Source organism: Halomonas sp. V046 (genome assembly GCF_052645355.1).
Genome location: NZ_JBQXYF010000013.1, coordinates 1 through 23,726, shown reverse-complemented (window position 1 = coordinate 23,726; position 23,726 = coordinate 1). Strand labels below are relative to the sequence as shown.

The window sequence follows — 23,726 nt, the reverse complement described above, 5'->3', positions numbered from 1 at the left end:
ACGGTTAACCGTTCTGGTTGATGACGGCTTCAACGACGCTGGACGGCGCCTCTTCGTAGTCCGCAAACTCCATGGTGTAGCTTGCGCGGCCCTGGGTCTGAGAACGCAGGTCGGTTGCGTAACCGAACATCTCAGCCAGCGGCACGGTGGCGCGAATGATCTTACCAGTTGAAGAATCATCCATGCCCGAGACCAGGCCCCGGCGACGATTCAGGTCGCCCATGACGTCACCCATGAAGTCTTCAGGGGTAACGACCTCGACCTTCATCACCGGCTCGAGAAGAACGGCCTTGGCCTTGGGTGCACCAGCCTTGATCGCCATGGAAGAGGCGACCTTGAACGCGGTCTCGTTGGAGTCCACGTCATGGTAGGAACCGTCGAACAGCGTGACCTTGACGTCGATCATCGGGTAGCCCGCGATGACACCGTTCTGGAGCTGCTCATAGGCCCCTTTCTCGACGGCCGGCACGTATTCCTTGGGAACCGCGCCACCGACGATTTCTGAAGCGAACTTGAAGTGCATGTCTTCGTCGTCGCCCTTGTCTTCGGCCGTCAACGGCTCGATGCGCAGGTGTACGTGACCGTACTGACCGCGCCCACCGGACTGACGAACGAATTTGCCTTCCTGCTCGACGCTCTGACGAATCGTCTCGCGGTAGGCCACCTGCGGCTTGCCGATGTTCGCTTCCACCTTGAACTCGCGACGCATGCGGTCAACGATGATGTCCAGGTGCAGCTCACCCATGCCGGAGATGATGGTCTGACCGGTCTCTTCGTCGGTCTTGACCTGGAAGGACGGGTCTTCCTGAGCCAGCTTGCCCAGTGCAACACCCATCTTCTCCTGGTCCGCCTTGGATTTCGGCTCGACCGCGACGGAGATAACCGGATCCGGGAACTCCATGCGCTCCAGAACGATCTTGTCGGTCAGATCACACAGGGTATCACCGGTAGTGACATCCTTCAGGCCGATACAGGCGGCGATATCACCGGCCAGGATCTCCTTGATCTCTTCCCGAGAGTTGGCATGCATCTGCACGATACGGCCGACACGCTCTTTCTTCTGCTTCACGGAGTTGTAGACGCTGTCACCGGACTTCAGCACGCCAGAGTAGACGCGGATGAAGGTCAGGGTACCGACGAAGGGGTCGGTCGCGATCTTGAACGCCAGAGCGGAGAACGGTGCGCTGTCGTCGGCCTCACGGGTCGCGATGGTGCCGTCCTTGTCGTCCAGCTCACCTTCGATCGCCTTGACCTCGGTGGGGGACGGCATGTACTCGATGACGCCATCGAGAACGGCCTGAACGCCCTTGTTCTTGAACGCCGAGCCGCAGGTGACCAGGATGATCTCGTTGGCCAGGGTACGACGACGCAGGCCGGCCTTGATCTCCTCGACGGTGAGCTCGCCACCCTCCAGGTACTTCTCGGTCAGCTCTTCGGATGCCTCGGCGGCGGCCTCGACCATCTCTTCGCGATACTTCTCGGCGGTTTCCTGCAGCTCGGCAGGAATGTCCACCAGGTCGTAGTTCATCCCGAAGTTGTCTTCATCCCACAGGATGGCCTTCATCTGGATGAGGTCGATCACGCCCTTGAAGTCGTCCTCGGCGCCCCAGTTGATCTGGATCGGCACCACATTGGCACCCAGACGTTCCTTGAGCTGATCGACGACCATGAAGAAGTCGGCGCCGGCACGGTCCATCTTGTTGACGAACACCATGCGCGGAACTTCGTACTTGTTGGCCTGACGCCAAACGGTCTCGGTCTGCGGCTGAACGCCGGAGGAGCCGCACAGCACGACGACCGCGCCATCAAGAACACGCAGGGAACGTTCGACTTCGATGGTGAAGTCAACGTGTCCAGGCGTGTCGATGATGTTGATGCGGTGCTCATCGAACTGCTTGTTCATGCCCTGCCAGAAGCAGGTCGTCGCCGCGGAGGTGATAGTGATACCACGCTCCTGCTCCTGCTCCATCCAGTCCATGGTGGCAGCGCCCTCATGGACCTCACCAACCTTGTGAGACAGGCCGGTGTAGAACAGAACACGTTCGGTAGTCGTTGTCTTACCGGCATCGACGTGGGCCACGATACCGATATTGCGGTAGCGATTAAGCGGAGTCTTGCGAGCCACGATGTAACTCCCGTTGGTTGGCGATACTTAGAAGCGGTAGTGAGAGAAGGCCTTGTTGGCTTCTGCCATGCGATGCACGTCTTCACGCTTCTTGACGGCCGAACCCTTGCCTTCGGCGGCATCCAGCATCTCGCCGGCCAGACGCTGCTCCATGGTCTTCTCGCCGCGACGACGCGCAGCGTCCACCAACCAGCGCATGGCGAGCGCCTGACGGCGAGACGGGCGCACTTCGACCGGCACCTGATAGGTCGCACCACCGACGCGGCGCGACTTCACTTCGACCATCGGCTGGATGGTTTCCAGCGCCTTGTCGAAGACTTCCAGCGGCTCATCATTGGAACGCTCGGCAACCCTGTCCAGCGCACCATAGACAATACGCTCGGCGACGGACTTCTTGCCGCTGATCATCAGGTGGTTCATGAACTTCGCCAGGCGCTCGGATCCGAACTTGGGATCCGGCAAAATCTCGCGCTTGGCCGCAACTCTTCTTCTAGGCATGATAAGCCCTCTATCGAAGGGTCCTTCAGGTAAACCCGAGACTGGCAGTCAGCCGCTCGACCTTACTCTTATCAGACCGTGACAAATATGGTGTCGGTAGGCGTGGGAAGTCTTAGGACTTCGGACGCTTGGTACCGTACTTGGAACGACCTTGCTTACGGTTCTGGACACCGGAGGTGTCGAGAGCGCCGCGAACGGTGTGATAACGCACACCCGGAAGGTCCTTCACTCGGCCGCCACGGATCAGGACAACAGAGTGCTCCTGAAGGTTGTGGCCTTCACCGCCGATGTAGGAAGACACCTCGAAACCGTTGGTCAGACGCACGCGGCAGACCTTCCGCAAAGCGGAGTTCGGCTTCTTCGGGGTAGTGGTATAGACGCGGGTGCAAACGCCGCGCTTTTGCGGGCAGGCCTGAAGCGCAGGCACGTCGGTCTTCGTGGCCTGGCGCTTGCGCGGCTTGCGCACGAGCTGGTTAATCGTTGCCATGGTGTATAGCTGACTCCAATGGGTTGCCTTGCCTGTTACAGCAGAGCGGGCGCACCCGCCCCACTGTTAAAGGCTGCGCATTCTAATGGCTGATGCCGAGTGCCGTCAAGCCCGAAGCGCTTCGCGCTTCGGGCCACGACGCGCGGAATCAGATCTCCTCGTCGTCCGAATCGAGCGCGGTAAGCTGGGCGCCCAGCTCCTGCTCGACATCGTAGGCCGACGGCTGGAGCAGACGCTCGGCATCATCACGCTTGCGGCGACGCTCCTCGTGGTGGGTCAGGCCGGTACCGGCCGGGATCAGACGCCCCACCACCACGTTTTCTTTCAGGCCGCGCAGGTAATCACGCTTACCGGTCACCGCCGCCTCGGTCAGCACCCGCGTGGTCTCCTGGAAGGAGGCCGCGGAGATGAACGACTCGGTGGCCAGGCTGGCCTTGGTAATCCCCAGCAGCAGGCGCTGGTACTTGGCCGGGAACTTGTCGTTGGCCTGGAGCCTGGCGTTCTGCTCCAGGACGCGAACCAGCTCGACCTGATCACCCGGGATAAAGTCGGAGTCGCCGGCGTCGGCGATTTCGACCTTGCGCAGCATCTGACGCACGATCACTTCGATGTGCTTGTCGTTGATGCCAACGCCCTGCAGACGATAGACGTCCTGAACCTCGACGACGATATACTTCGCCAGTTCGGCGATGCCGAGCAGACGCAAGATGTCGTGCGGGTTGCTCGGGCCGTCGGAAATGACCTCGCCCTTCTCGACCGACTCGCCCTCGAAGACCGCGATCTGACGCCATTTCGGGATCAGCATCTCGAACGGATCGCCGTCGCTCGGGGTAATCGTCAGACGACGCTTGCCCTTGGTCTCCTTGCCGAAGCTGATCACACCGCTGATCTCGGCCAGAATCGCCGGTTCCTTCGGCTTGCGTGCCTCGAACAGGTCGGCGACACGCGGCAGACCACCGGTGATGTCCTTGTTACCGGACGCCTCCACCGGAATACGGGCAACCACCTCACCGACGCCGATGTGCGAACCATTGTCGACGGTCACGATGGCCTTGCCCGGCAGCAGGTACTGCACCGGAGTGTCGGAGCCGCTCACCGTCACCGGCTTGCCGGCGCCGTCGGCCAGGGTGATCATCGGACGCTTGTCGCGACCCGCCATCGGACGCGCCGCGGACTCGATGATCTCGATGGACGACAGTCCCGTCATCTCATCCACACTACGGTGCATGGTCAGGCCTTCGTCCATGTCCGCATAGGTCACCTGGCCCTCGGCCTCGGCCACGATCGGGTGGGTGTGCGGATCCCACTTGGCCACTGACTGACCGGGGTCGACGGGGTCGCCGTCGCGCACGGACAGCTCGGCGCCATAAGGCAGCTTGTAGTACTCGCGCTCACGACCATGCTCGTCGGCCACGGCCAGCGCACTGGAGCGAGAGACCACCACCAGCTTGCCGTCGGCACGCTCGACGTACTTGATGTTGTGCAGGCGCACACTGCCGCCATGCTTGACCTGGACGCTGTCCACGGCGGATGCCCGCGAGGCCGCACCACCGATGTGGAAGGTACGCATGGTCAGCTGGGTGCCCGGCTCACCGATGGACTGGGCGGCGATGACACCGACCGATTCACCGATGTTGACCTGGTGTCCGCGGGCCAGATCGCGACCGTAGCAGGTCGCACAGACGCCGTGACTGGTCTCGCACGAGATCGTGCTGCGCACGATGATCTCATCGACGCCCATGGTGTCGAGCTGAGCGCACCAGGCTTCGTCGAGCAACGTACCGCGAGCGATCAGCACGTCGTCGGTACTCGGATCGATGACGTCCTGAGCGACCACACGACCCAGCACACGCTGGGCCAGGGAGACGATAATGTCGCCGCCCTCGATGACCGGGTGCAGGGTCAGGCCGTTCTCGGTGCCACAATCGACCTCGGTGATGACCATGTCCTGGGCCACGTCGACCAGACGACGGGTCAGGTAACCGGAGTTGGCGGTCTTCAGGGCCGTATCCGCCAGACCCTTACGGGCACCGTGGGTCGAGATGAAGTACTGGAGTACGTTCAGACCTTCACGGAAGTTGGCGACGATCGGCGTCTCGATGATCGAGCCGTCAGGCTTGGCCATCAGGCCACGCATACCGGCCAGCTGACGGATCTGAGCGGCGCTACCACGAGCGCCCGAGTCGGCCATGATGAAGACGCTGTTGAACGAATCCTGCTCAACCTCGTTACCATGACGATCGATCACGCTCTCCTTGGAGATACCGGCCATCATCGCCTTGGCGACCTGGTCGTTGGCGCGCGCCCAGATATCGATGACCTTGTTGTACTTCTCGCCCGCGGTCACCAGACCCGAGGAGAACTGGTCCTCGATTTCCTTGACCTCTTCCTCGGCCGCATCGACGATCTCGGCCTTGGCGTCCGGGATGACGAAGTCGTTGACGCCGATCGAGGCGCCGGACCAGGTGGCCAGGCGGAAACCGGTGTACATCAGCTGGTCGGCGAAGATGACCGCGGCCTTCAGGCCGGCACGACGGTACACTTCATTGATCAGCTTGGAGATCGCCTTCTTCTTCATGGCCTGATCGACCAGTTCGAAGGGCACCCCCTGGGGCAGGATCCGGAACAGCAGCGCACGGCCGACGGTGGTGTCCCGCAGGCGGCGGTGCTCGGAGCGCTCACCGGTCTCCTCGTCGATATCGACCTCGTCCAGGCGCACCTTGACGCGAGCATGCAGCTCGACGCTCTGGGTGCCGAACGCGCGGTCGACCTCGTTGAGGCCGGAGAACACCATGCCTTCGCCCTTGGCGTTGATGCGCTCACGGGTCATGTAATACAGACCCAGCACCACGTCCTGAGACGGCACGATGATCGGCTCGCCGTTGGCCGGCGACAGCACGTTGTTGGTGGCCATCATCAGCGCACGCGCTTCGAGCTGGGCTTCCAGCGTCAGCGGTACGTGAACGGCCATCTGGTCGCCGTCGAAGTCGGCGTTGTAGGCGGCACACACCAGCGGGTGCAGCTGGATCGCCTTGCCTTCGATCAACAGCGGCTCAAACGCCTGGATGCCGAGGCGGTGCAGGGTCGGGGCGCGGTTCAGCAGCACCGGGTGCTCACGAATGACGTCGGCGAGGATGTCCCACACCTCAGGCAACTCGCGCTCGACCATCTTCTTGGCGGCCTTGATGGTGGACGCCTGGCCGCTGCCCTGCAGCTTGGAGTAGATGAACGGCTTGAACAGCTCGAGCGCCATCTTCTTCGGCAGACCGCACTGGTGCAGACGCAGGGTCGGACCGACGGTGATGACCGAGCGGCCGGAATAGTCCACGCGCTTGCCGAGCAGGTTCTGACGGAAGCGGCCCTGCTTACCCTTGATCATGTCGGCGAGCGACTTGAGCGGACGCTTGTTGGAACCCGTAATGGCGCGACCACGACGGCCGTTGTCGAGCAGCGCATCGACGGATTCCTGCAGCATGCGCTTCTCGTTGCGCACGATGATGTCCGGCGCATTGAGGTCGAGCAGACGCTTCAGGCGGTTGTTGCGGTTGATCACACGACGATAGAGGTCGTTGAGATCGGAGGTCGCAAAGCGTCCGCCGTCCAGCGGTACCAGCGGACGCAGGTCCGGCGGCAGCACGGGCAGCACTTCCATGACCATCCACGCCGGATCGTTGCCGGAGCCGTAGAAGGCCTCGAGCAGCTTCAGGCGCTTGGATAGCTTCTTGATCTTGGTCTCGGAGCTAGTCTGCGGGATCTCTTCACGCAGGCGATCGATCTCTTCTTCGAGATCGATGTCCTTGAGCATGGCCTGGACGGCTTCGGCACCCATGCGGGCGTCGAAGTCGTCACCGAACTCCTCGAGGGCCTCGAAATACTGCTCATCGTTGAGCAGCTGGCCACGCTCGAGGGTGGTCATGCCCGGATCGACGACCATGAAGCTCTCGAAGTACAGCACGCGCTCGATGTCACGCAGGGTCATGTCCATCAGCATGCCGATACGCGACGGCAGTGACTTCAAGAACCAGATATGCGCGACCGGGCTCGCCAGTTCAATATGGCCCATGCGCTCGCGACGCACGGCGGCCTTGGTGACCTCAACGCCACACTTTTCGCAGATGATTCCGCGGTGCTTCATGCGCTTGTACTTGCCGCACAGGCACTCGTAGTCCTTTACCGGGCCAAAGATCTTGGCGCAGAACAGGCCGTCACGCTCGGGCTTGAACGTCCGGTAGTTGATCGTCTCGGGCTTCTTCACCTCGCCGAACGACCAGGAACGAATCATGTCCGGAGACGCGAGCGAAATCTTGATCGCATCGAACTCGTCGGTCTGGGACTGCGATTTGAGGACTTTCACCAAATCTTTCATGTAGGTCGGCTCCGTTGCGGAGTTGTCATGGGCGGGGGGCCGAAGCCCCCCGCGGACCGTCTTTCATTGAAGCGCCTTGTGGGCCGCCTCAGCTCTCCAGTTCCATATCAATGCCCAGCGAGCGGATTTCCTTCACCAATACGTTGAAGGATTCCGGCATGCCCGCCTGCATGGTGTGGTCGCCATCCACGATGCTCTTGTACATCTTGGTGCGGCCCTCCACGTCATCGGACTTGACGGTGAGCATTTCCTGCAGAGTGTAAGCGGCGCCATAGGCCTCCAGGGCCCAGACCTCCATCTCACCAAAGCGCTGACCACCGAATTGCGCCTTGCCGCCAAGCGGCTGCTGGGTTACCAGCGAGTAGGAGCCGGTGGAACGCGCGTGCATCTTGTCATCGACCAGGTGGTTGAGCTTGAGCATGTACATGTAGCCCACCGTCACCGGGCGGTCGAAGGACTCGCCGGTACGCCCGTCATAGAGCGCCATCTGGCCCGAGTCCGGCAGCCCTGCCAGGGTCAGCAGGTGCTTGATCTCGTGCTCCTTGGCACCGTCAAACACCGGCGTCGCCATCGGCACGCCCTTCTTCAGGTTCTTGGCAAGCTCGATGACTTCTTCGTCGGACAGCGACTCGAGTTCCTCGATTCGCGTGCCCTGGGTGGAGTTGTACACCTTGCCCAGGAACTCGCGGATCTCGGCGATCTGCTGGCCACGAGCGTCACGCAGCATATGCTCGATCTTCATGCCGAGGCCACGCGCCGCCATGCCCAGGTGGGTCTCGAGGATCTGACCGACGTTCATCCGCGACGGCACGCCCAACGGGTTCAGGACTACGTCGATGGGCTCACCGTTATCGTCGAACGGCATGTCCTCGATCGGCATGATCGCCGAGATGACACCCTTGTTACCGTGACGGCCGGCCATCTTGTCGCCCGGCTGCAGGCGGCGCTTGATGGCGAGGTAGACCTTGACGATCTTGAGCACGCCCGGCGCCAGGTCGTCGCCCTGGGTCAGCTTGCGCTTCTTGTCCTCGAACCGCTCGTCCATTTCCTTGCGACGATTCTCGAGCTGCTCGTCGGCCTGGGCCAGCAGCTCATTGAGGGCCTCGTCCTGCATGCGCAGCTTGAACCACTGCTGACGCGGCAGCTCCTCGAGGTAGTCGTCGGACAGCACGTCGCCCTTGGCCAGTTTCGGACCACCGTTGACGGCCTGGCCGCACAGGGTGCGCTGGAGACGCTCGAAGGTCGCGTCTTCGGCGATACGGTACGTTTCCTGAAGGTCCTTGCGCACCTCATCGAGCTGCATCTGCTCGATGGAAAGCGCACGCGAGTCCTTCTCGACGCCGTCGCGGGTGAACACCTGCACGTCGATGACGGTACCCTTCATGCCGGTCGGGGCACGCAGGGAAGTGTCCTTCACGTCGGACGCCTTCTCACCGAAGATCGCACGCAGCAGCTTTTCTTCCGGCGTCAGCTGGGTCTCGCCCTTGGGCGTGACCTTGCCGACCAGAATATCGCCTGCGCCGACTTCGGCACCGATATAGACCACACCGGCCTCATCCAGCTTGCCAAGCGCCGATTCACCGACGTTGGGGATGTCGGAGGTGATTTCCTCCGGCCCCAGCTTGGTGTCACGGGACACACAGGTCAGTTCCTGGATGTGGATGGTGGTGAAACGATCTTCCTGGACCACCCGCTCGGACAGCAGGATCGAGTCCTCGAAGTTGTAGCCGTTCCAGGGCATGAACGCGATGCGCATGTTCTGACCAAGGGCCAGATCACCCATGTCGACAGACGGACCGTCGGCCAGGATATCGCCGCGCGACACGCGGTCACCCGGACGCACGATCGGGCGCTGGTTCTGACAGGTGTTCTGGTTGGAACGCAGATACTTGGTCAGGTTGTAGATATCAACGCCGGCCTCACCGCCGATGATCTCATCCTCACCGACCCGCACCACGATGCGCTTGGCATCGACAGAGTCGATCACGCCACCACGCCGAGCCACGGCGCAGACGCCGGAATCACGCGCCACGAAACGCTCCATGCCGGTGCCGACCAGCGGCTTGTCGGCACGCAGGGTCGGCACGGCCTGACGCTGCATGTTCGCCCCCATCAGGGCGCGGTTGGCGTCATCGTGCTCGAGGAACGGAATCAAGGCCGCAGCGACCGACACCACCTGGCGCGGAGACACGTCCATCAGCGTCACCTGCTCGGGACGCATGAAGGTGGTCTCACCGCGGTGACGGACCTGCACCAGGTCGTCGACCAGCTGGTTGGACTCATTCACCGTGGCCGACGCCTGGGCGATGACGAAGTCACCTTCCTCGATGGCCGACAGGTGGACGACGTCGTCGGTCACCTGGCTGTCCACGACCTTGCGGTACGGCGTCTCGAGGAAGCCATAGCTGTTGGTGTGGCTATAGGTCGCCAGCGAGTTGATCAGGCCGATGTTCGGACCTTCAGGCGTCTCGATCGGGCACAGACGGCCGTAGTGCGTGGCGTGAACGTCACGCACCTCGAAGCCGGCGCGCTCACGGGTCAGACCACCCGGGCCGAGAGCGGACACGCGACGCTTGTGCGTGACCTCCGACAGCGGGTTGTTCTGGTCCATGAACTGCGACAGCTGCGAGGAGCCGAAGAACTCCTTCACCGCCGCGGCCACGGGCTTGGCGTTGATCAGGTCCTGCGGCATCAGGCCCTCGCTCTCCGCCATGGAGAGGCGCTCTTTCACCGCACGCTCGACCCGCACCAGGCCGACGCGGAACTGGTTCTCGGCCATTTCACCGACGCAACGAATACGACGGTTGCCCAGGTGGTCGATGTCATCGACATCGCCGAAGCCGTTACGGATGTTGATCAGCTCGCGCAGCACGTCGAGGATATCGGCGCGGTCCAGCACGCCAGACCCGGTATCGGACTCGCGACGCAGACGGCGGTTGAACTTCATGCGACCCACGCCCGACAGGTCGTAGCGGTCTTCGCTGAAGAACAGGTTGTTGAACAGCGTCTCGGCGGCTTCCTTGGTGGGCGGCTCGCCGGGGCGCATCATGCGATAGATTTCGACCAACGCCTCGAGCTGGGACCCGGTGGTGTCCAGCTTCAGGGTATCGGAAACGAAAGGACCGCAGTCGAGATCGTTGGTGTACAGCGTCTCGAGGCTGGTGATGCCCGCCTGCCCCAGGGTCTCGAGCAATTCCGGAGTGATCTCGGCGTTGCACGGACAGATCAGCTCACCGGTGGCCGGGTTGACCTGATCCTTGGCCAGGGTCTTGCCGAAGAGATAGTCCATCGGCACTTCGAGGCGCTCGAGGCCGGTCTTCTCCAGCTGGCGGATATGCTTCTGGGTGATGCGACGGCCTTCCTCGACGATCACGCCGCCATCGGCGTCCTTGATATCGAAGGTGGCCGTCTCGCCGCGCAGGCGCGACGGCACCAGCTCCACAGAGAAGCCGGACTTCTCGATATGGAACGTGCTGGTGTCGAAGAACTCGTCGAGAATCTCCTCGGCGCTCATGCCCAACGCGCGTAGCAAGACGCTCGCCGGCAGCTTGCGGCGACGGTCGATACGCACGAAGACGTTGTCCTTCGGATCGAACTCGAAGTCCAGCCAGGAGCCGCGGTAAGGAATCACGCGAGCCGAGTACAAGAGCTTACCGGAAGAGTGGCTCTTGCCCTTGTCGTGATCGAAGAACACGCCCGGGCTTCTGTGCAGCTGGGAGACGATGACCCGCTCGGTACCATTGACGACGAAGGTACCGTTCTCGGTCATCAGGGGGATTTCCCCCATGTAGACTTCCTGCTCCTTGATGTCCTTGATGGCCTTGTTCGACGACTCTTTGTCGTAGATGATCAGGCGAACCTTGACACGCAGGGGCGCAGAGTAGGTGACGCCACGCAGCTGACACTCCTTGACGTCGAAGGCCGGAGTGCCGAAACGGTAGCTGACATACTCGAGCGCAGCGTTACCGGAGAAGCTCTCGATCGGGAACACGGACTTGAAGGCGGCGTTGAGGCCTACCTCCATGCGCTCCTCAGGGGAACGGTCCTGCTGGAGAAAGTCGTAATAGGAATCAAGCTGGATGGCCAGCAGGTAAGGCACATCCATCACTTGGGGCAGTTTGCCGAAATCCTTGCGGATGCGTTTTTTCTCAGTGTATGAGTAAGCCATCTGTATTCCCCAGCTTGTTCACCATGGGTGACCGATGCGTGTCGGCGCCACCCGACGGATCAGGTTCCGTCAGGCGCTGACGGCAAGCCCTCCGTAAAAGGCTCGCCGTCGGAATTCTGCAAGCTACAGATCCAACAGGATAGGTAGCTACTGACAACAGAAAAAGGCCGGCAGCGGGTGTCCCGCCACCAGCCGTGGTAGCTTACGCAGCGCGTGAAGCCACAGGCCCAAGAATTACTTGAGCTCCACAGAAGCGCCGGCTTCTTCCAGCTTCTTCTTGGCTTCTTCTGCGTCGTCCTTGCTCAGGCCTTCCTTGATGGTCGCCGGCGCGCCGTCGACGGCACCCTTGGCTTCCTTCAGGCCGAGACCGGTGATCTCGCGAACGGCCTTGATGACGTTAACTTTCTTGTCACCAGCAGAGGTCAGAACGACGTCGAACTCGGTCTGCTCTTCGGCAGCAGCAGCGTCGCCGCCACCAGGACCGGCCACGACAGCGGCAGCTGCGCTGACGCCGAACTTCTCTTCCATTGCTTCGATCAGCTCAACAACTTCCATCACGGACATGTCGGAGACGGCGTTGATGATGTCTTCTTTGGTCAGTGCCATTGTCTAGATTCCTAACTTTGCGGGCGTCTCGGTATCCGAGGACGCGAAATTGATCGTGCAGTCTGCTTACCGACAACCAGGGCCTCGCCTTAGGCGGCTTCCTGCTTCTGGTCACGCAGCGCAGCGAGGGTACGAACCAGCTTGCCGGCAGAAGCTTCCTTCATGACGGACATCAACTGGGCGATGCCCTCATCGTAGGTCGGCAGGGTCGCCAGACGGTCGAGATCGCTCGCCGGGATCAGCTCACCTTCGTAGGCCAGCGCCTTGACTTCGAAGTTCTTCTCGGTCTTGGCAAACTCCTTGAACAGACGAGCGGCGGCGCCCGGGTGCTCGTTGGAGAAAGCCAGCAGAGTCGGACCTGCGAAAGTCTCGTTCAGGCATTCCCACTGGGTGCCTGACAGAGCGCGACGAGCCAGAGTGTTGCGAACAACACGCAGCTCGACACCGTTCTCGCGCGCCTGCTTGCGCAGGTCGGTCATCTTGTAGACCGCAACGCCACGAGAATCGGCAACTACGACGGAGAGAGCGTCCTTCGCGGCTTCACTGACCTCGGCAACGATTGCCTTCTTGCCTTCGAGTGCTAGTGCCACTGTGATCACTCCTTCGTGCCGGAACCCGAAAGCTCCGGTGGTTACCATCTCTCCCACCCGAGGGTGAAAGTCCTGGGTGATGGTGCTCACCAGATGACTGGCGGCAACACCATCTGCGCAGGTGTCCGAGGGACGATTAAGCCGCCCTGCTGCTCAACGAGCCGCGGCGGCGCCTGCGGTCTTTGACGGTGCCCCGCCGGCCGGGTCTTCGACCCGGCACGGGGACCGCAAAGTATATTGCTCGGTACCTATCTTGCCGACCGCCATCACACCAGCGCGGAGTGATCGACGGTCAGACCCGGGCCCATGGTGCTGGACAGGGTCATTTTCTTGATGTACACGCCCTTGGAGGTGCTCGGCTTGAGCTTCTTCAGGTCGCTGACCAGCGCATCCAGGTTGCCCTTGATGGCGTCGGCTTCGAAGCTGACCTTGCCCAGGGTGGTGTGGATGATGCCGTTCTTGTCGGTACGGAAACGCACCTGGCCGGCCTTGGCATTCTTGACCGCGGTGGCGACGTCCGGCGTCACGGTGCCGACCTTGGGGTTCGGCATCAGGCCACGCGGACCGAGGATCTGGCCCAGCTGACCGACGACGCGCATGGCGTCCGGCGAGGCGATGACCACGTCGAAGTCGAGCTGGCCCTTCTTGACCCGCTCGGCCAGGTCGTCCATGCCGACGATATCGGCACCGGCTTCCTTGGCGGCTTCTTCGTTGGCACCCTGAGTAAAGACGGCGACACGCACGTCCTTGCCGGTACCATTGGGCATGACGGTAGCGCCACGCACGACCTGGTCGGATTTACGCGGATCGACGCCCAGGTTGATGGCGACGTCCAGAGACTCCTTGAACTTGACGGTGGACAGCTCGGCGAGCAGGGCCACGGCCTCGTCAATGGAATACGCCTTGGTCGGCTCGACCTTGTCACGAATCAGCTTTGCACGCTTGGTAAGCTTAGCCATGATCAGAGACCCTCCACGTTGAGGCCCATGCTGCGGGCGCTACCGGCAATGGTACGCACAGCGGCGTCGAGATCGGCAGCCGTCAGATCCGGCTCCTTGGTCTTGGCGATCTCTTCGAGCTGATCGCGGGTCACGGTACCGACCTTCTTCTTGTTCGGCTCACCGGAGCCGGACTTGATACCAGCGGCCTTCTTCAGCAGCACCGCAGCGGGCGGCGTCTTGGTGACGAAGGTGAAGCTGCGGTCGGAATAGACGGTGATGACCACGGGAGTCGGCAGACCCGGCTCGATGCCCTGGGTCTCGGCGTTGAACGCCTTGCAGAATTCCATGATATTGACACCGTGCTGACCCAGCGCGGGGCCCACGGGGGGACTCGGATTGGCCTTACCGGCTGCTACCTGCAGCTTGATGTAAGCCTGGACTTTCTTAGCCATGATAAACTCCAGTTGGGTACTAGCGCCTTTCGGCTCCCCGGATGACACGGCCGCCCCATCGCGGGACGCCCACTACAAAAACGCCAGACCACCTCGGCTGGACGTACCCGACTGCCTGTCGATGCAGCCTGTCGCCCCGCCACCTCAGCCGGCGACTTACTCTTTCTCGACCTGGGCAAACTCGAGTTCGACCGGCGTCGCACGACCGAAGATCAGCACACTGACCTGCAGCCGACTCTTGTCGTAGTTGACCTCTTCGACAACGCCATTGAAGTCGGCGAAGGGGCCATCCACGACACGCACGGACTGCCCGGGCTCGAACATGGTCTTGGGGCGCGGCTTCTCCGCCCCATCCTTGACGCGACTGAGAATTGCGTCGGCCTCACGCTGGGTGATAGCCGCCGGCTTTTCCTTGGTCCCACCGATGAAACCCATGACACGCGGGGTCTCGTTCACCAGGTGCCAAGTCTCGTCGGCCATTTCCATCTCGACCAGCACATAGCCGGGATAGAACTTGCGCTCGCTCTTGCGGCGCTTGCCGTCCCGCATCTCGACGACTTCTTCGGTCGGCACCAGAATCTCTCCGAAGAGATCCTCCATGCCGTGCATCTTCACCCGCTCGACCAACGAGCGCATGACATGCTTTTCGAAGCCGGAGTAGGCGTGGACGACGTACCAACGCTTGGACATGGAAACTCCTAACCGATGACGCCGGACATCGCCCAGCCGAGTAGCGTGTCGATCAACCACAGCATCAGCCCGACAACCAGTACAGCCACCAGCACGATGGCGGTGGTCTGAATGGTCTCGGGCCGGGTCGGCCAGACTACGCGCTGAATTTCCTTCTTGGCGCTACGCGCCAGCTCCACCAACTCACGACCCTTGGTGGTCATCAGCGCCACCAGCGCCGCCACCACGGACAGAGCGACGACGCCCAGCACGCGATAGAGAAGCGCCTGATCGGCGAAGTAGGTGTTGCCGACGACGGCCAGCACCAACAGAATGACGACAACCGCCCACTTGAGCCCGTCGTGGCGCGACTCCTGCACCTCGGCGCTATGCTTCATGAAACGAGACTCCTCAGGGTGCGGCAATCGAAAACAAGAAAGTATATAAAAAACTGCCAGCCTGGGGAAGACTGGCAGGCCAGGAGGGAATCGAACCCCCAACCTGCGGTTTTGGAGACCGCTGCTCTGCCAATTGAGCTACTGGCCTGTACTCGATGCTAACCATCCTTTGCGGACGGCCTTTGCAACAGCGGGCGCCATGATAGCGGGAAGTTTCCCGCCTGACAACCCCTCACCGCCAGAAGGACGGCCTGAGAAAGAAAAAGCGAGCCGAGGCTCGCTTCTTCAATTTGGAGCTCATGGACGGATTTGAACCGTCGACCTCACCCTTACCAAGGGTGTGCTCTACCCCTGAGCTACATGAGCGCACTCTTTCGCACCTGGCGTTCAACTACCGCTTCAGTGCTTTGCTACTGGAGCGGGCAGCGGGGATCGAACCCGCATCATCAGCTTGGAAGGCTGAGGTTCTACCATTGAACTATGCCCGCCTGCCCACTCGCAGGCCAAATGCCGAACCTCAAGCATCTGGCACAAATTCTGGTGGAGGGAGAAGGATTCGAACCTTCGAAGCTTTCGCGGCAGATTTACAGTCTGCTCCCTTTGGCCACTCGGGAATCCCTCCAACTGGCGATGCATTCTATCGCCCCACTCCTCAATGTCAAGTGATTGTTTTCTCAACATCTCTCTCGACATCCAGCCGAGCCGCCCGCGTTAGCGTCGACGCTCTGCTTCGGAACGCGGCGTATTGTGTCAAAGGAGCATGGAGAACGCAAGGCCCGCGCGAATTTTTTCCAGTGCCACCGGCGCCGGCGGGATCGGCGCCCCGGCCATGCGTCCGGCTCGCTCCGCCGCGGTCAGCGGAAAGCTCGCCTCGAGCCCGGCATAGACCATGTCCGGCCACACCGCATGGGGCACCTGGATGCCGCGCGACACCACTCGAGCGTCGCCGCCGGTCAGCAGCATCGGCAACGCAACACCTTCGCGGTCACAGACTTCGCTGTAGATGCGATTGACCGCGCTGACCGCCGCCATGTAGATACCGTGATTGACGGCCTCGACGGTACGCCGGCCAGGCGCCAGCAACTCGTCGGCCTCACTGTCAGGGTCGATGGCCACATTGCGCGTGCCAAGCTTCAGGCTCTCCTTCATCAGCCGCAGCCCAGGAAGGATATAGCCGCCCAGGTGGCGCCCCCCCGGCATGACGAAGTCGATGGTGATGGCGCTACCACAGTCGACCGCACAGCAGGCGCCTGCCAGTTGATAGCCTGCCAACACCCCTAGCCAGCGATCGACGCCGAGTCGCCCCGGTTCGACGTAGCCGTTGGTAACGCCGAGCGCCTCGTGGGTAGAGCGAGCGACGTGAACACGCTTCACGCGGTGCTTGAGCAGCGATTCCGTCTGGGCCAGCACCGAGCGCCTGGCGACGCTGGATATGCGCACGGTCTCGACCACATCAAGATCGGGAATGTCGGCGCCGGGCTTCCACTCCTCACGCGTCCAGACGGCACCGCGGGAGCGAATTTCACTGCTCTCGGCATCCTTCAACCGCCACTTCGACAGCGTGTTGCCGATATCAAGATCGAGGATCATGGGCGACCACGCACACTGATCTCGCCACCCACCAGTCGCTCATGGCGCTCGCCTTGGTACACCCACAAGTTGCCACTCTCATCCACATCTCCCGCCACCCGCACGTCGCGACGGTCGCCGCGAATGACCTCGACTTCGCTCCCGGCGAAGGCATGACGACGATTCCACTCGCCCTGCCAGGCCGCGAAGCCTCCTTCTTCGAACCCTGCCAGCATCGCCAGCAGCCCGTCCAGCAACTCCGCCGCCAGCACATTACGCGACAGCCCCGGCGCCTGATCATGCACACAGGCGACCGGTTGATCGATGCTGGCACGAAACGCCTCCGGCAGATCCACATTGATCCCCATCCCGAGCACCACTTCACAGGGCCCCGCGGCGTCCCCACTCATTTCGACCAGAATGCCCGCGAGCTTGCCGTGGCCGCCACCAGGCATCTCGAGCAGCACATCGTTGGGCCACTTGAGCCTGGCAACCACCCCATGACGCTCGAGCACCTGAGCCAGGACCACGCCGATCGCAAGGCTCAGCCCCTCCAGCGCGGCCACACCCGACTCGAAGCGCCAACCGACGGAGCACATCAGGGTGCGCCCCCAGGGCGTCGTCCAGATGCGACCGCGGCGGCCACGGCCGGCACTCTGCTGCTCGACCAGGCACGCTTCTCCGTGGCCCGCCCCCTGAGCAAAACGCTCGCGCAAGAAGGCATTGCTCGATGGCAGCACCTCCTCGACGAACAAGCGCGATAGCTGGTGGCGAGACTCGCGCGAAAGCGCCGCCACGACCCTGGGCCCCTCGAGCAGCTCCATCGCCGTCACCAAGCGATAGCCCTGGCCCTTGACCGCCTCCATGGGAATGCCGAGATCCTCCAGCTTGCGCAGTTGTTTCCACACCGCCGCCCGCGACACGCCGAGCTTCTCGCCCAGCTGCTGGCCGGAGTGAAACTCGCCGTCACTCAAGAGACGGATCAGCTCACCAATGGTCATCCACGTGCCCCGCTGCGGGAAAAGGCCATATTCTATCGAAACACGCCGGGCGCCGGAAATGCGCCGTATCAGCAACCCACCTCCCCTGCATCATCGACAGCGGACTATTCTGCCTGAATGCACCCATTATCGGGGCCCCTGATGTCTGACAACGAGCAGCGTATCCACCAGAGCTGGGAGCGCGATGCCGCCGCCTGGACCCATGCGGTCCGCGCGCGCACCATTGCCAGTCGCGTCACCACCGACCGGGCAATGCTCGACGCCATTCTCGACTGTCGTCCGCAAAGCGTTGTCGACCTGGGGTGCGGTGAAGGCACCCTGGTGCGAATGCTCGCCAGCCGCGGCATCAAGGCCCAAGGCATCGATGCCAGCGCTGCCTTGATCAAGGACGCCCGCGCACTCGGCGGCACGTACCACCACTTGGGCTATGAACAGCTGGACGCGAGCTGGGCGCAGGTTTGCCCCGCCGGCGACATCGACCTGGCCTGTTGTCACTTCTCCCTGCTCGGCGAGCACTCGACATCAGCCGCCATCGCCGCCCTGGGACACCATCTGACCGACCACGCACGGGTGCTGATCCAGACACTTCACCCGCTATCTCCCGCACTGTCGCCGCCCTACCTCAGCGGCTGGCGCGCCGGCACCTGGGCCGGTATCGAGGGCGACTTCGGCGCCCCTGCGCCCTGGTACTTTCGCACCCTGGCGGACTGGTCGACACTGCTTGGCCAGCACGGCTTCATGATCGACGCCCTGCAGGAACCCAAAGCCACCCCCGAGGGAGCCCCTCTATCGCTGTTGATCATCGCACGCAGAGGCCTGGCGACACCGCCAGCACTGCAGTCACCACGACAGGGGAAGCGTTGCCGCTAGCCGACTCGCCGGCTCGCCATTGTGCCCCTTGATCAACGTGAAGCCCGACCAACGAAACCGCCGACCAGCTCATCATGGGGCATCGCCTCTACGTGCTCTCTAGTCGCACCGATCAGCAGCCGGAAGGCCGCGATGGCCCCGGCTTCGTCCCGGCGACGCATCGCCTCCAGCAGGGTCAGGTGGTGGGCAAAACTGGCATCAAACACCTGGTGGCGATCTTCGGGCACGTCCCAGGACACGTAGAGTTCGTCGTGCATCATCTTGATCAACTCGACTAGCACACGATTGCCGCTGGCGCGATAGATTTCCAGATGAAAGGCGGCATCGGCATCGTGCACGGCCAGGAAGTCATTGCGCTCGCGAGCCTGCTGGTAATCGTCCAGGTAGCCCGCCATGACATCGAAGGCCGGTACCTTCGCCTGCGCCGTCGCCAGGGCGATCGCTCGCTCTTCCAGGGCTTGACGCACGTCCAGCATTTCGAGCAGCTGTGCCCGCGCATCGCCCACACCGAGCGTCGAGAACAACCCGAAGGTCTTCTGCTCGCTGACGTAAATGCCTTTGCCGTTGACGATCTCGATGACGCCTTCGGCCTCGAGCTTCTTTAGCCCTTCGCGCAGGGTCGACCGGCCCACGTCCAACCGAACCATCCATTCAGCGGCAGACGGTAGGCGATCGCCGGCGCAGAGCTTGTGCTCGGCGATATAGGCGCCGACCTCTCCCGCCACAGTGTCCGATAAGTAGAGTCGTTTCATAACCTTGGTTCGCCTCTGGACGCCCGCCCGGGGCCCGATCGAAAGACGGTACCGCCTATTCACCCAGGGTTCAATTGAAGGCCAGCAGAGGGCATGCTAGCCTCACCTATCAGACAGGCTGAAAGCATTAAAAAGGAGAGCGCGTGAATTCCCACGACAGCGAGATCTGCACCCACGCCTTCGAGGATGGTCTGGAGCATCACGGCGCCATCGCCCCACCGCTCTATCAGACCAGCCTATTTCGTTTTGCAGACCTGGAGTCCTTCAGCCACGCCCAGCTCAGGGAGCGTGAGCACTTCGTCTACAGCCGGGGGCTCAACCCCACCGTCAAGTTACTGGAGGACAAGCTCGCTGCCCTGGAGCGCGGCGAAGCCTGCAAGGCCTTTGCATCGGGTATGGGGGCCATCGCCGCCACCCTGTTTTCCCTGCTGCGCCAGGGCGACCACGTCGTCAGGGTCAACCAGACCTACGGCCCCACGGTCGAGCTGCTCGACCAGATGACCCATTACGGCATCGCGCATGATGGCACCAGCGGCCGGCTGGAGAATGTCATTCAGACGCTGCGTCCAGATACCCGCGTCATCTATATCGAGAGCCCGTCATCGATGCGGATGGAGGTCACCGACTTGGCGGCGATCGCCGGCCTGGCACGCGAGAGAGGCATCATCACCGTCATCGACAATACCTGGGCCACGCCCCTGTTTCAGAAGCCGCTGACCCATGGCATCGACCTATCCATCCACTCACTGTCGAAGTACCTCGGCGGCCACAGCGATGTGGTCGGCGGCGCCGTGATCGGCGAACGCTCGCTAATCGACCGCCTCTTCGCCTGCGGTCATCAGCTGCTCGGTGCCGCGCTCTCGCCGCACTCGGCGTCACTGGTGCTACGAGGCCTGCGCACCCTCCCCTTGCGCATGCGACAACACCAGGCCAATGGCCTGGCGGTTGCCGACTACCTGGCCAATCACCCGCTGGTCGAGGAGCTCCACCATCCTAGCCAGCTGCGTGGCGCCGAAGCCGATCTGGTCCAGCGTCAACTGCACGGCCAGTCGGGCCTGCTCAGCTTTCGCCTGTCCTGCCCCACCTATGCCCGCACCGCCCGATTCATCGATGCCCTGCGGCTCTTCAAGATCGGCGTCAGCTGGGGCGGCTACGAGAGCCTCGCCATCTCGCCGCTGCGCCCGGACGGCAGCGGCCAAGCGCTGATTCGCCTCGCCATCGGACTCGAAGACATCGAAGCCATCCTCGCCGATCTTAAGCGGGGTTTTACCGCCATCGGTCCCTGACCCTCACTCGAAGGAGCCACCGTCATGACTGCCACGACACAACAACAACCCAGCTTTCCGTCGTCGCTCGCTCTGTTGATCGTAATCGCCGCCACCATCATTGGCGGCATTGTCATCGCCGGCTACCCCACCGAACTGGTGCTGATCAGTGCCGGCGCACTCGCCACCCTCTTTGCCATGCTGCACGGCAAGCGCTGGAACGACGTGATGGACATCATGGGCGACAAGATCAAGACCGCCCTGACCGCCATCCTGGTGCTCTACAGCATCGGCATGTTGATCGGCACCTGGATGATCTCCGGCACCATTCCCTATTTCATCTACCACGGCCTGGAGTTGATCGACCCCCGCTACCTGTTCGTCATGGCATTCTTCGGCACCGCCATCGTCTCGACGTTCACCGGCACCTCCTGGGGCTCGGCAGGCACCCTCGGGGTCGCCATCATGGGTATCGCCGCCGCCATGGAGGTCAATCTCGCGATCACCGCCGGCGCAGTACTTTCCGGCGCCTACTTCGGCGACAAGCTGTCGCCGCTGTCCGATACCACCATCATGGCGTCCATGGTGGTCGGTGTGGACCTCTATCGCCACATTCGCCACCTGATGTTCACCTCGCTGCCGGCAAGCATCGTCGCCGCAGTGGTCTATCTACTGCTCGGTCTCAACATGGAAGCCGCCGCAGGGACCGCCTCCACCATCGCCGCAGGCGCCGAGCAGATTCAGTCGCTATTCAGCCTGAACGTCGTCCTGCTATTGCCCGTCGTCATCGTCCTGACCGGCTCGATCACCAAGAAACCCACCCTCGTCGTGCTGTTCATCGCCACCCTCTGTGCGGTCGCACTGGCGGTCATCGTCCAGGGCGCTCCTGTCGAGGTGGTGGCCCAGGCGGCGGTATCCGGGTTCAACGTCGACCTGCTCTCCGTCCCCCGCCCCGACCTGAACCTCGATGACCTTGCCCCCGCTTTGGTGACGCTGTTCAACCGTGGCGGGCTGCACAGCATGCACGGTGCCGTGCTGTTCGTGTTCTGCGCCTTCTTCTTTGCCTCGGCACTGGAGGCCTCGGGTATTCTCCAGGTCGTGCTCGACAAGACCCTGGCTTATGTCAAATCGGCCACCGGAACCATTCTGGCCTCCCTGGTCGCGGCCATGGGCATCATTCTGGCCACCGGCAATAGCTACGTGACCTTCTTCCTGACCCGTGAGCTGTTCGCACGCCAGTACCAGCGCACCGGCCTGCACCCATTGAACCTCTCACGCAGCCTGGAGGATGGCGGCATGATTCCCGAGCCGCTGGCTCCGTGGACGGTATCCGCCGTGTACATGGCGGCCACCCTCGGCGTTGCCACTGTCGACTACGCGCCCTGGGCGCTGTTCAACTACCTCGGGCTGGTGTTCTCGGTATTGCTGGCAGTGATAGCCCCCTGGACAGGATGGTTCGGTGTGAGACGCCTGGCTCCAACCGTAAGCGTGGAGTCTGTCCCATCGCAGCACTTGAAGCCGCAGGCTTGACCTCGGGAAGGCGGTCGTGGTCCACGCAAGCACGCGGTTGAGCTGGCACTAGCCGCCTGCTGAAGGCCCGAGACCTGTCGCTTCTTGGCAGATGCCAAGAAGCCGCCGGCACCAGACGGCACCGGCGGCTTCTTGACGGAACAACCTGGCGGCTGGTGGTGCAGAAGCCGCCAACCTGGCGGGGGATGTCACACACCAGTGACCTGGCTTTCGACGCCCAGGATGGCCCCCCCCCCGAAGAGACTAGCCATGCCGACCCTCGGCAATCTCCTCGACCAGCTTGCTGCCGAAGGCATCCAGATCATCGGGCTTACGGCTCGTCACCAGACCATTGTCGACCACGACCCGCTCATCGACCCATTCGGCACCGGCGTTGCGCAGGTCCTGTGCAACGGAGGGATAGGAAGTCATGCGCCGCCCATCGACGCCACCGGCATTGATCAGCACCCAAGGCGCGTGACAGATCGCCCCCACCGGCTTGCCAGCCTGGAAGAAGGCCTGGACGAAGCCGAGCGCCTTCTCGTCCTGGCGCAACGCATCGGGATTGAAGAGCCCTCCGGGCAACACCAGGGCGTGATAGTCGTGCTCGCTGACGTCGTCGAGCCTACGATCGACAGCATAGTCATCACCCCAGTCGCTCTCGGCCCAGGCCCGGATGCTACCGGCCTCCGGCGCTACCACGTGCACCTCGATGCCTTGCTTTTGTAGCTTGGCACGCGGTACGGCCAACTCAGACTCCTCAAAGCCGTGGGTGGCGAGAATGGCGACGCGCTTCCCTTCGAGTTGCTGTGTCATGCATACCTCCTGGGTCTACAGTCACTGGCAGTGGTTCGAAAATTAAGGATGGCAAGAACCACTGCCCTACCCTCTACCTGAAGGCGGAGGGAGAACTTTCAACCCCCCACGGGGAGCTGTCAGCTTGGAACTGAGAACGTGACATCGCCGCCCCAGGGTTCCGCCAAGATGGATAGCCCGCCCCCTGAAACAAAACTCACAACAGGGCACAACGCCCCCAGTGCCGGTGGGCGCAGGGGGGCTCCGCTTGGAGAGCCTTGCGGAGATTATCGGCCAAACCGCCAGCTTGCGAGGACGGCTTCCCGCTTTAAGCGGATGGCTTATAGCGCCCCGAAGGTGGAAATGGGTGTCCAACTTCCGGGGTAACGTTCAGTGAAGCCCGGAGGGGGGTATATGCCTGACGGACGGACTGGCCTCCGGGTGCTCTCACACAGGTCTCACATGGGGGTGAGTCCCACCGCGGGTTGCAACGTCGCCGCAACAAGAAAAGCGGGGACGAACGACACGAGCCCCCGTCACGAAAAGCCAGGCCGGACCTGAACTGCACCCCGAAAGTTGGACACCCACATCCAACCTTCGGGGTGTTTTCATGAGCAACCGATACGACGAGTGGTTCAAACTGCTGGTGGCACAGCAGTGTTTGC

Annotated in this window: 18 protein-coding genes and 4 tRNA genes; 3 read left to right on the top strand and 19 right to left on the bottom strand. The window is 62.3% G+C overall.

The genetic code is table 11. From position 1 onward, the window contains the following. Positions 1–4: 4 nt before the first annotated feature. The 17 genes from fusA to ACUN9Y_RS16950 form a co-directional block, all read right to left on the bottom strand. Entirely contained in the window at positions 5–2,125 is a 2,121-nt protein-coding gene (gene fusA / locus ACUN9Y_RS17030; RefSeq protein WP_445461917.1) for an elongation factor G, read from the bottom strand. Positions 2,126–2,152: 27 nt separating this feature from the next. Beyond that, complete coding sequence (gene rpsG / locus ACUN9Y_RS17025; RefSeq protein WP_445461916.1) at positions 2,153–2,623, bottom strand: 30S ribosomal protein S7; 471 nt, start codon at positions 2,621–2,623, stop codon at positions 2,153–2,155. A gap of 112 nt (positions 2,624–2,735) precedes the next feature. After that, a complete protein-coding gene (gene rpsL / locus ACUN9Y_RS17020) occupies positions 2,736–3,110 on the bottom strand; it encodes a 30S ribosomal protein S12 (RefSeq protein WP_445461915.1) in 375 nt (124 codons plus the stop codon). A gap of 148 nt (positions 3,111–3,258) precedes the next feature. Next, positions 3,259–7,476: a DNA-directed RNA polymerase subunit beta' gene (gene rpoC / locus ACUN9Y_RS17015; RefSeq protein ID WP_445461914.1), complete on the bottom strand. Its 4,218-nt coding sequence runs from the start codon at positions 7,474–7,476 to the stop codon at positions 3,259–3,261. An 88-nt stretch (positions 7,477–7,564) separates the two neighbouring features. Next, positions 7,565–11,644 carry a DNA-directed RNA polymerase subunit beta gene (gene rpoB / locus ACUN9Y_RS17010; protein WP_445461913.1) on the bottom strand — a complete coding sequence of 1,360 codons (4,080 nt, stop codon included), beginning with the start codon at positions 11,642–11,644 and terminating at the stop codon, positions 7,565–7,567. A 234-nt stretch (positions 11,645–11,878) separates the two neighbouring features. Further along, a complete protein-coding gene (gene rplL / locus ACUN9Y_RS17005) occupies positions 11,879–12,250 on the bottom strand; it encodes a 50S ribosomal protein L7/L12 (protein ID WP_445461912.1) in 372 nt (123 codons plus the stop codon). 89 nt (positions 12,251–12,339) lie between these two features. Then, a complete protein-coding gene (rplJ, locus tag ACUN9Y_RS17000) occupies positions 12,340–12,840 on the bottom strand; it encodes a 50S ribosomal protein L10 (protein WP_445462039.1) in 501 nt (166 codons plus the stop codon). A gap of 266 nt (positions 12,841–13,106) precedes the next feature. Further along, on the bottom strand, positions 13,107–13,799 hold the full coding sequence (gene rplA / locus ACUN9Y_RS16995; protein WP_445461911.1) for a 50S ribosomal protein L1: 693 nt from the start codon (positions 13,797–13,799) through the stop codon (positions 13,107–13,109). Positions 13,800–13,801: 2 nt separating this feature from the next. Continuing rightward, entirely contained in the window at positions 13,802–14,233 is a 432-nt protein-coding gene (rplK, locus tag ACUN9Y_RS16990; protein WP_445461910.1) for a 50S ribosomal protein L11, read from the bottom strand. A gap of 156 nt (positions 14,234–14,389) precedes the next feature. After that, on the bottom strand, positions 14,390–14,923 hold the full coding sequence (gene nusG, locus ACUN9Y_RS16985; RefSeq protein ID WP_445461909.1) for a transcription termination/antitermination protein NusG: 534 nt from the start codon (positions 14,921–14,923) through the stop codon (positions 14,390–14,392). 8 nt (positions 14,924–14,931) lie between these two features. Next, positions 14,932–15,300, bottom strand: a complete 369-nt coding sequence (gene secE, locus ACUN9Y_RS16980; protein WP_445461908.1) for a preprotein translocase subunit SecE — start codon at positions 15,298–15,300, stop codon at positions 14,932–14,934. Between the two features lie 72 nt (positions 15,301–15,372). Further along, positions 15,373–15,448: transfer RNA gene (locus ACUN9Y_RS16975), tRNA-Trp, on the bottom strand. 143 nt (positions 15,449–15,591) lie between these two features. Next, positions 15,592–15,666, bottom strand: a tRNA-Thr gene (locus tag ACUN9Y_RS16970). Positions 15,667–15,714: 48 nt separating this feature from the next. Continuing rightward, positions 15,715–15,788: transfer RNA gene (locus tag ACUN9Y_RS16965), tRNA-Gly, on the bottom strand. A gap of 50 nt (positions 15,789–15,838) precedes the next feature. Further along, positions 15,839–15,922 (bottom strand) — tRNA-Tyr (locus ACUN9Y_RS16960). A 128-nt stretch (positions 15,923–16,050) separates the two neighbouring features. Continuing rightward, on the bottom strand, positions 16,051–16,890 hold the full coding sequence (locus ACUN9Y_RS16955) for a type III pantothenate kinase (protein ID WP_445461907.1): 840 nt from the start codon (positions 16,888–16,890) through the stop codon (positions 16,051–16,053). Beyond that, the gene (locus ACUN9Y_RS16950) at positions 16,887–17,870 is read right to left on the bottom strand and encodes a biotin--[acetyl-CoA-carboxylase] ligase (protein WP_445461906.1); all 984 of its coding nucleotides are present in this window, start codon (positions 17,868–17,870) and stop codon (positions 16,887–16,889) included. Before ACUN9Y_RS16950 ends, ACUN9Y_RS16955 begins: the two co-directional genes overlap by 4 nt. A 141-nt stretch (positions 17,871–18,011) precedes the next feature. On the opposite strand from ACUN9Y_RS16950, the gene ACUN9Y_RS16945 reads away from it, so the two are divergent. Next, on the top strand, positions 18,012–18,740 hold the full coding sequence (locus ACUN9Y_RS16945; RefSeq protein ID WP_445461905.1) for a class I SAM-dependent methyltransferase: 729 nt from the start codon (positions 18,012–18,014) through the stop codon (positions 18,738–18,740). A 32-nt stretch (positions 18,741–18,772) separates the two neighbouring features. Here the strand turns inward: ACUN9Y_RS16945 and ACUN9Y_RS16940 are convergent, their stop codons facing one another. After that, positions 18,773–19,492 (bottom strand): FadR/GntR family transcriptional regulator, encoded by a 720-nt coding sequence (locus ACUN9Y_RS16940; protein ID WP_445461904.1) that lies wholly within the window; start codon positions 19,490–19,492, stop codon positions 18,773–18,775. Between the two features lie 143 nt (positions 19,493–19,635). Between ACUN9Y_RS16940 and ACUN9Y_RS16935 the strand changes: the two genes are divergently transcribed. Next, complete coding sequence (locus ACUN9Y_RS16935; RefSeq protein ID WP_445461903.1) at positions 19,636–20,778, top strand: trans-sulfuration enzyme family protein; 1,143 nt, start codon at positions 19,636–19,638, stop codon at positions 20,776–20,778. A gap of 24 nt (positions 20,779–20,802) precedes the next feature. Further along, a complete protein-coding gene (gene nhaC / locus ACUN9Y_RS16930) occupies positions 20,803–22,287 on the top strand; it encodes a Na+/H+ antiporter NhaC (protein WP_445461902.1) in 1,485 nt (494 codons plus the stop codon). Between the two features lie 243 nt (positions 22,288–22,530). On the opposite strand, the gene ACUN9Y_RS16925 is transcribed toward nhaC, so the two are convergent. Beyond that, positions 22,531–23,082, bottom strand: coding sequence for a type 1 glutamine amidotransferase domain-containing protein (locus ACUN9Y_RS16925; RefSeq protein ID WP_445461901.1), 552 nt, complete (start codon positions 23,080–23,082; stop codon positions 22,531–22,533). Between the last annotated feature and the right edge of the window lie 644 nt (positions 23,083–23,726).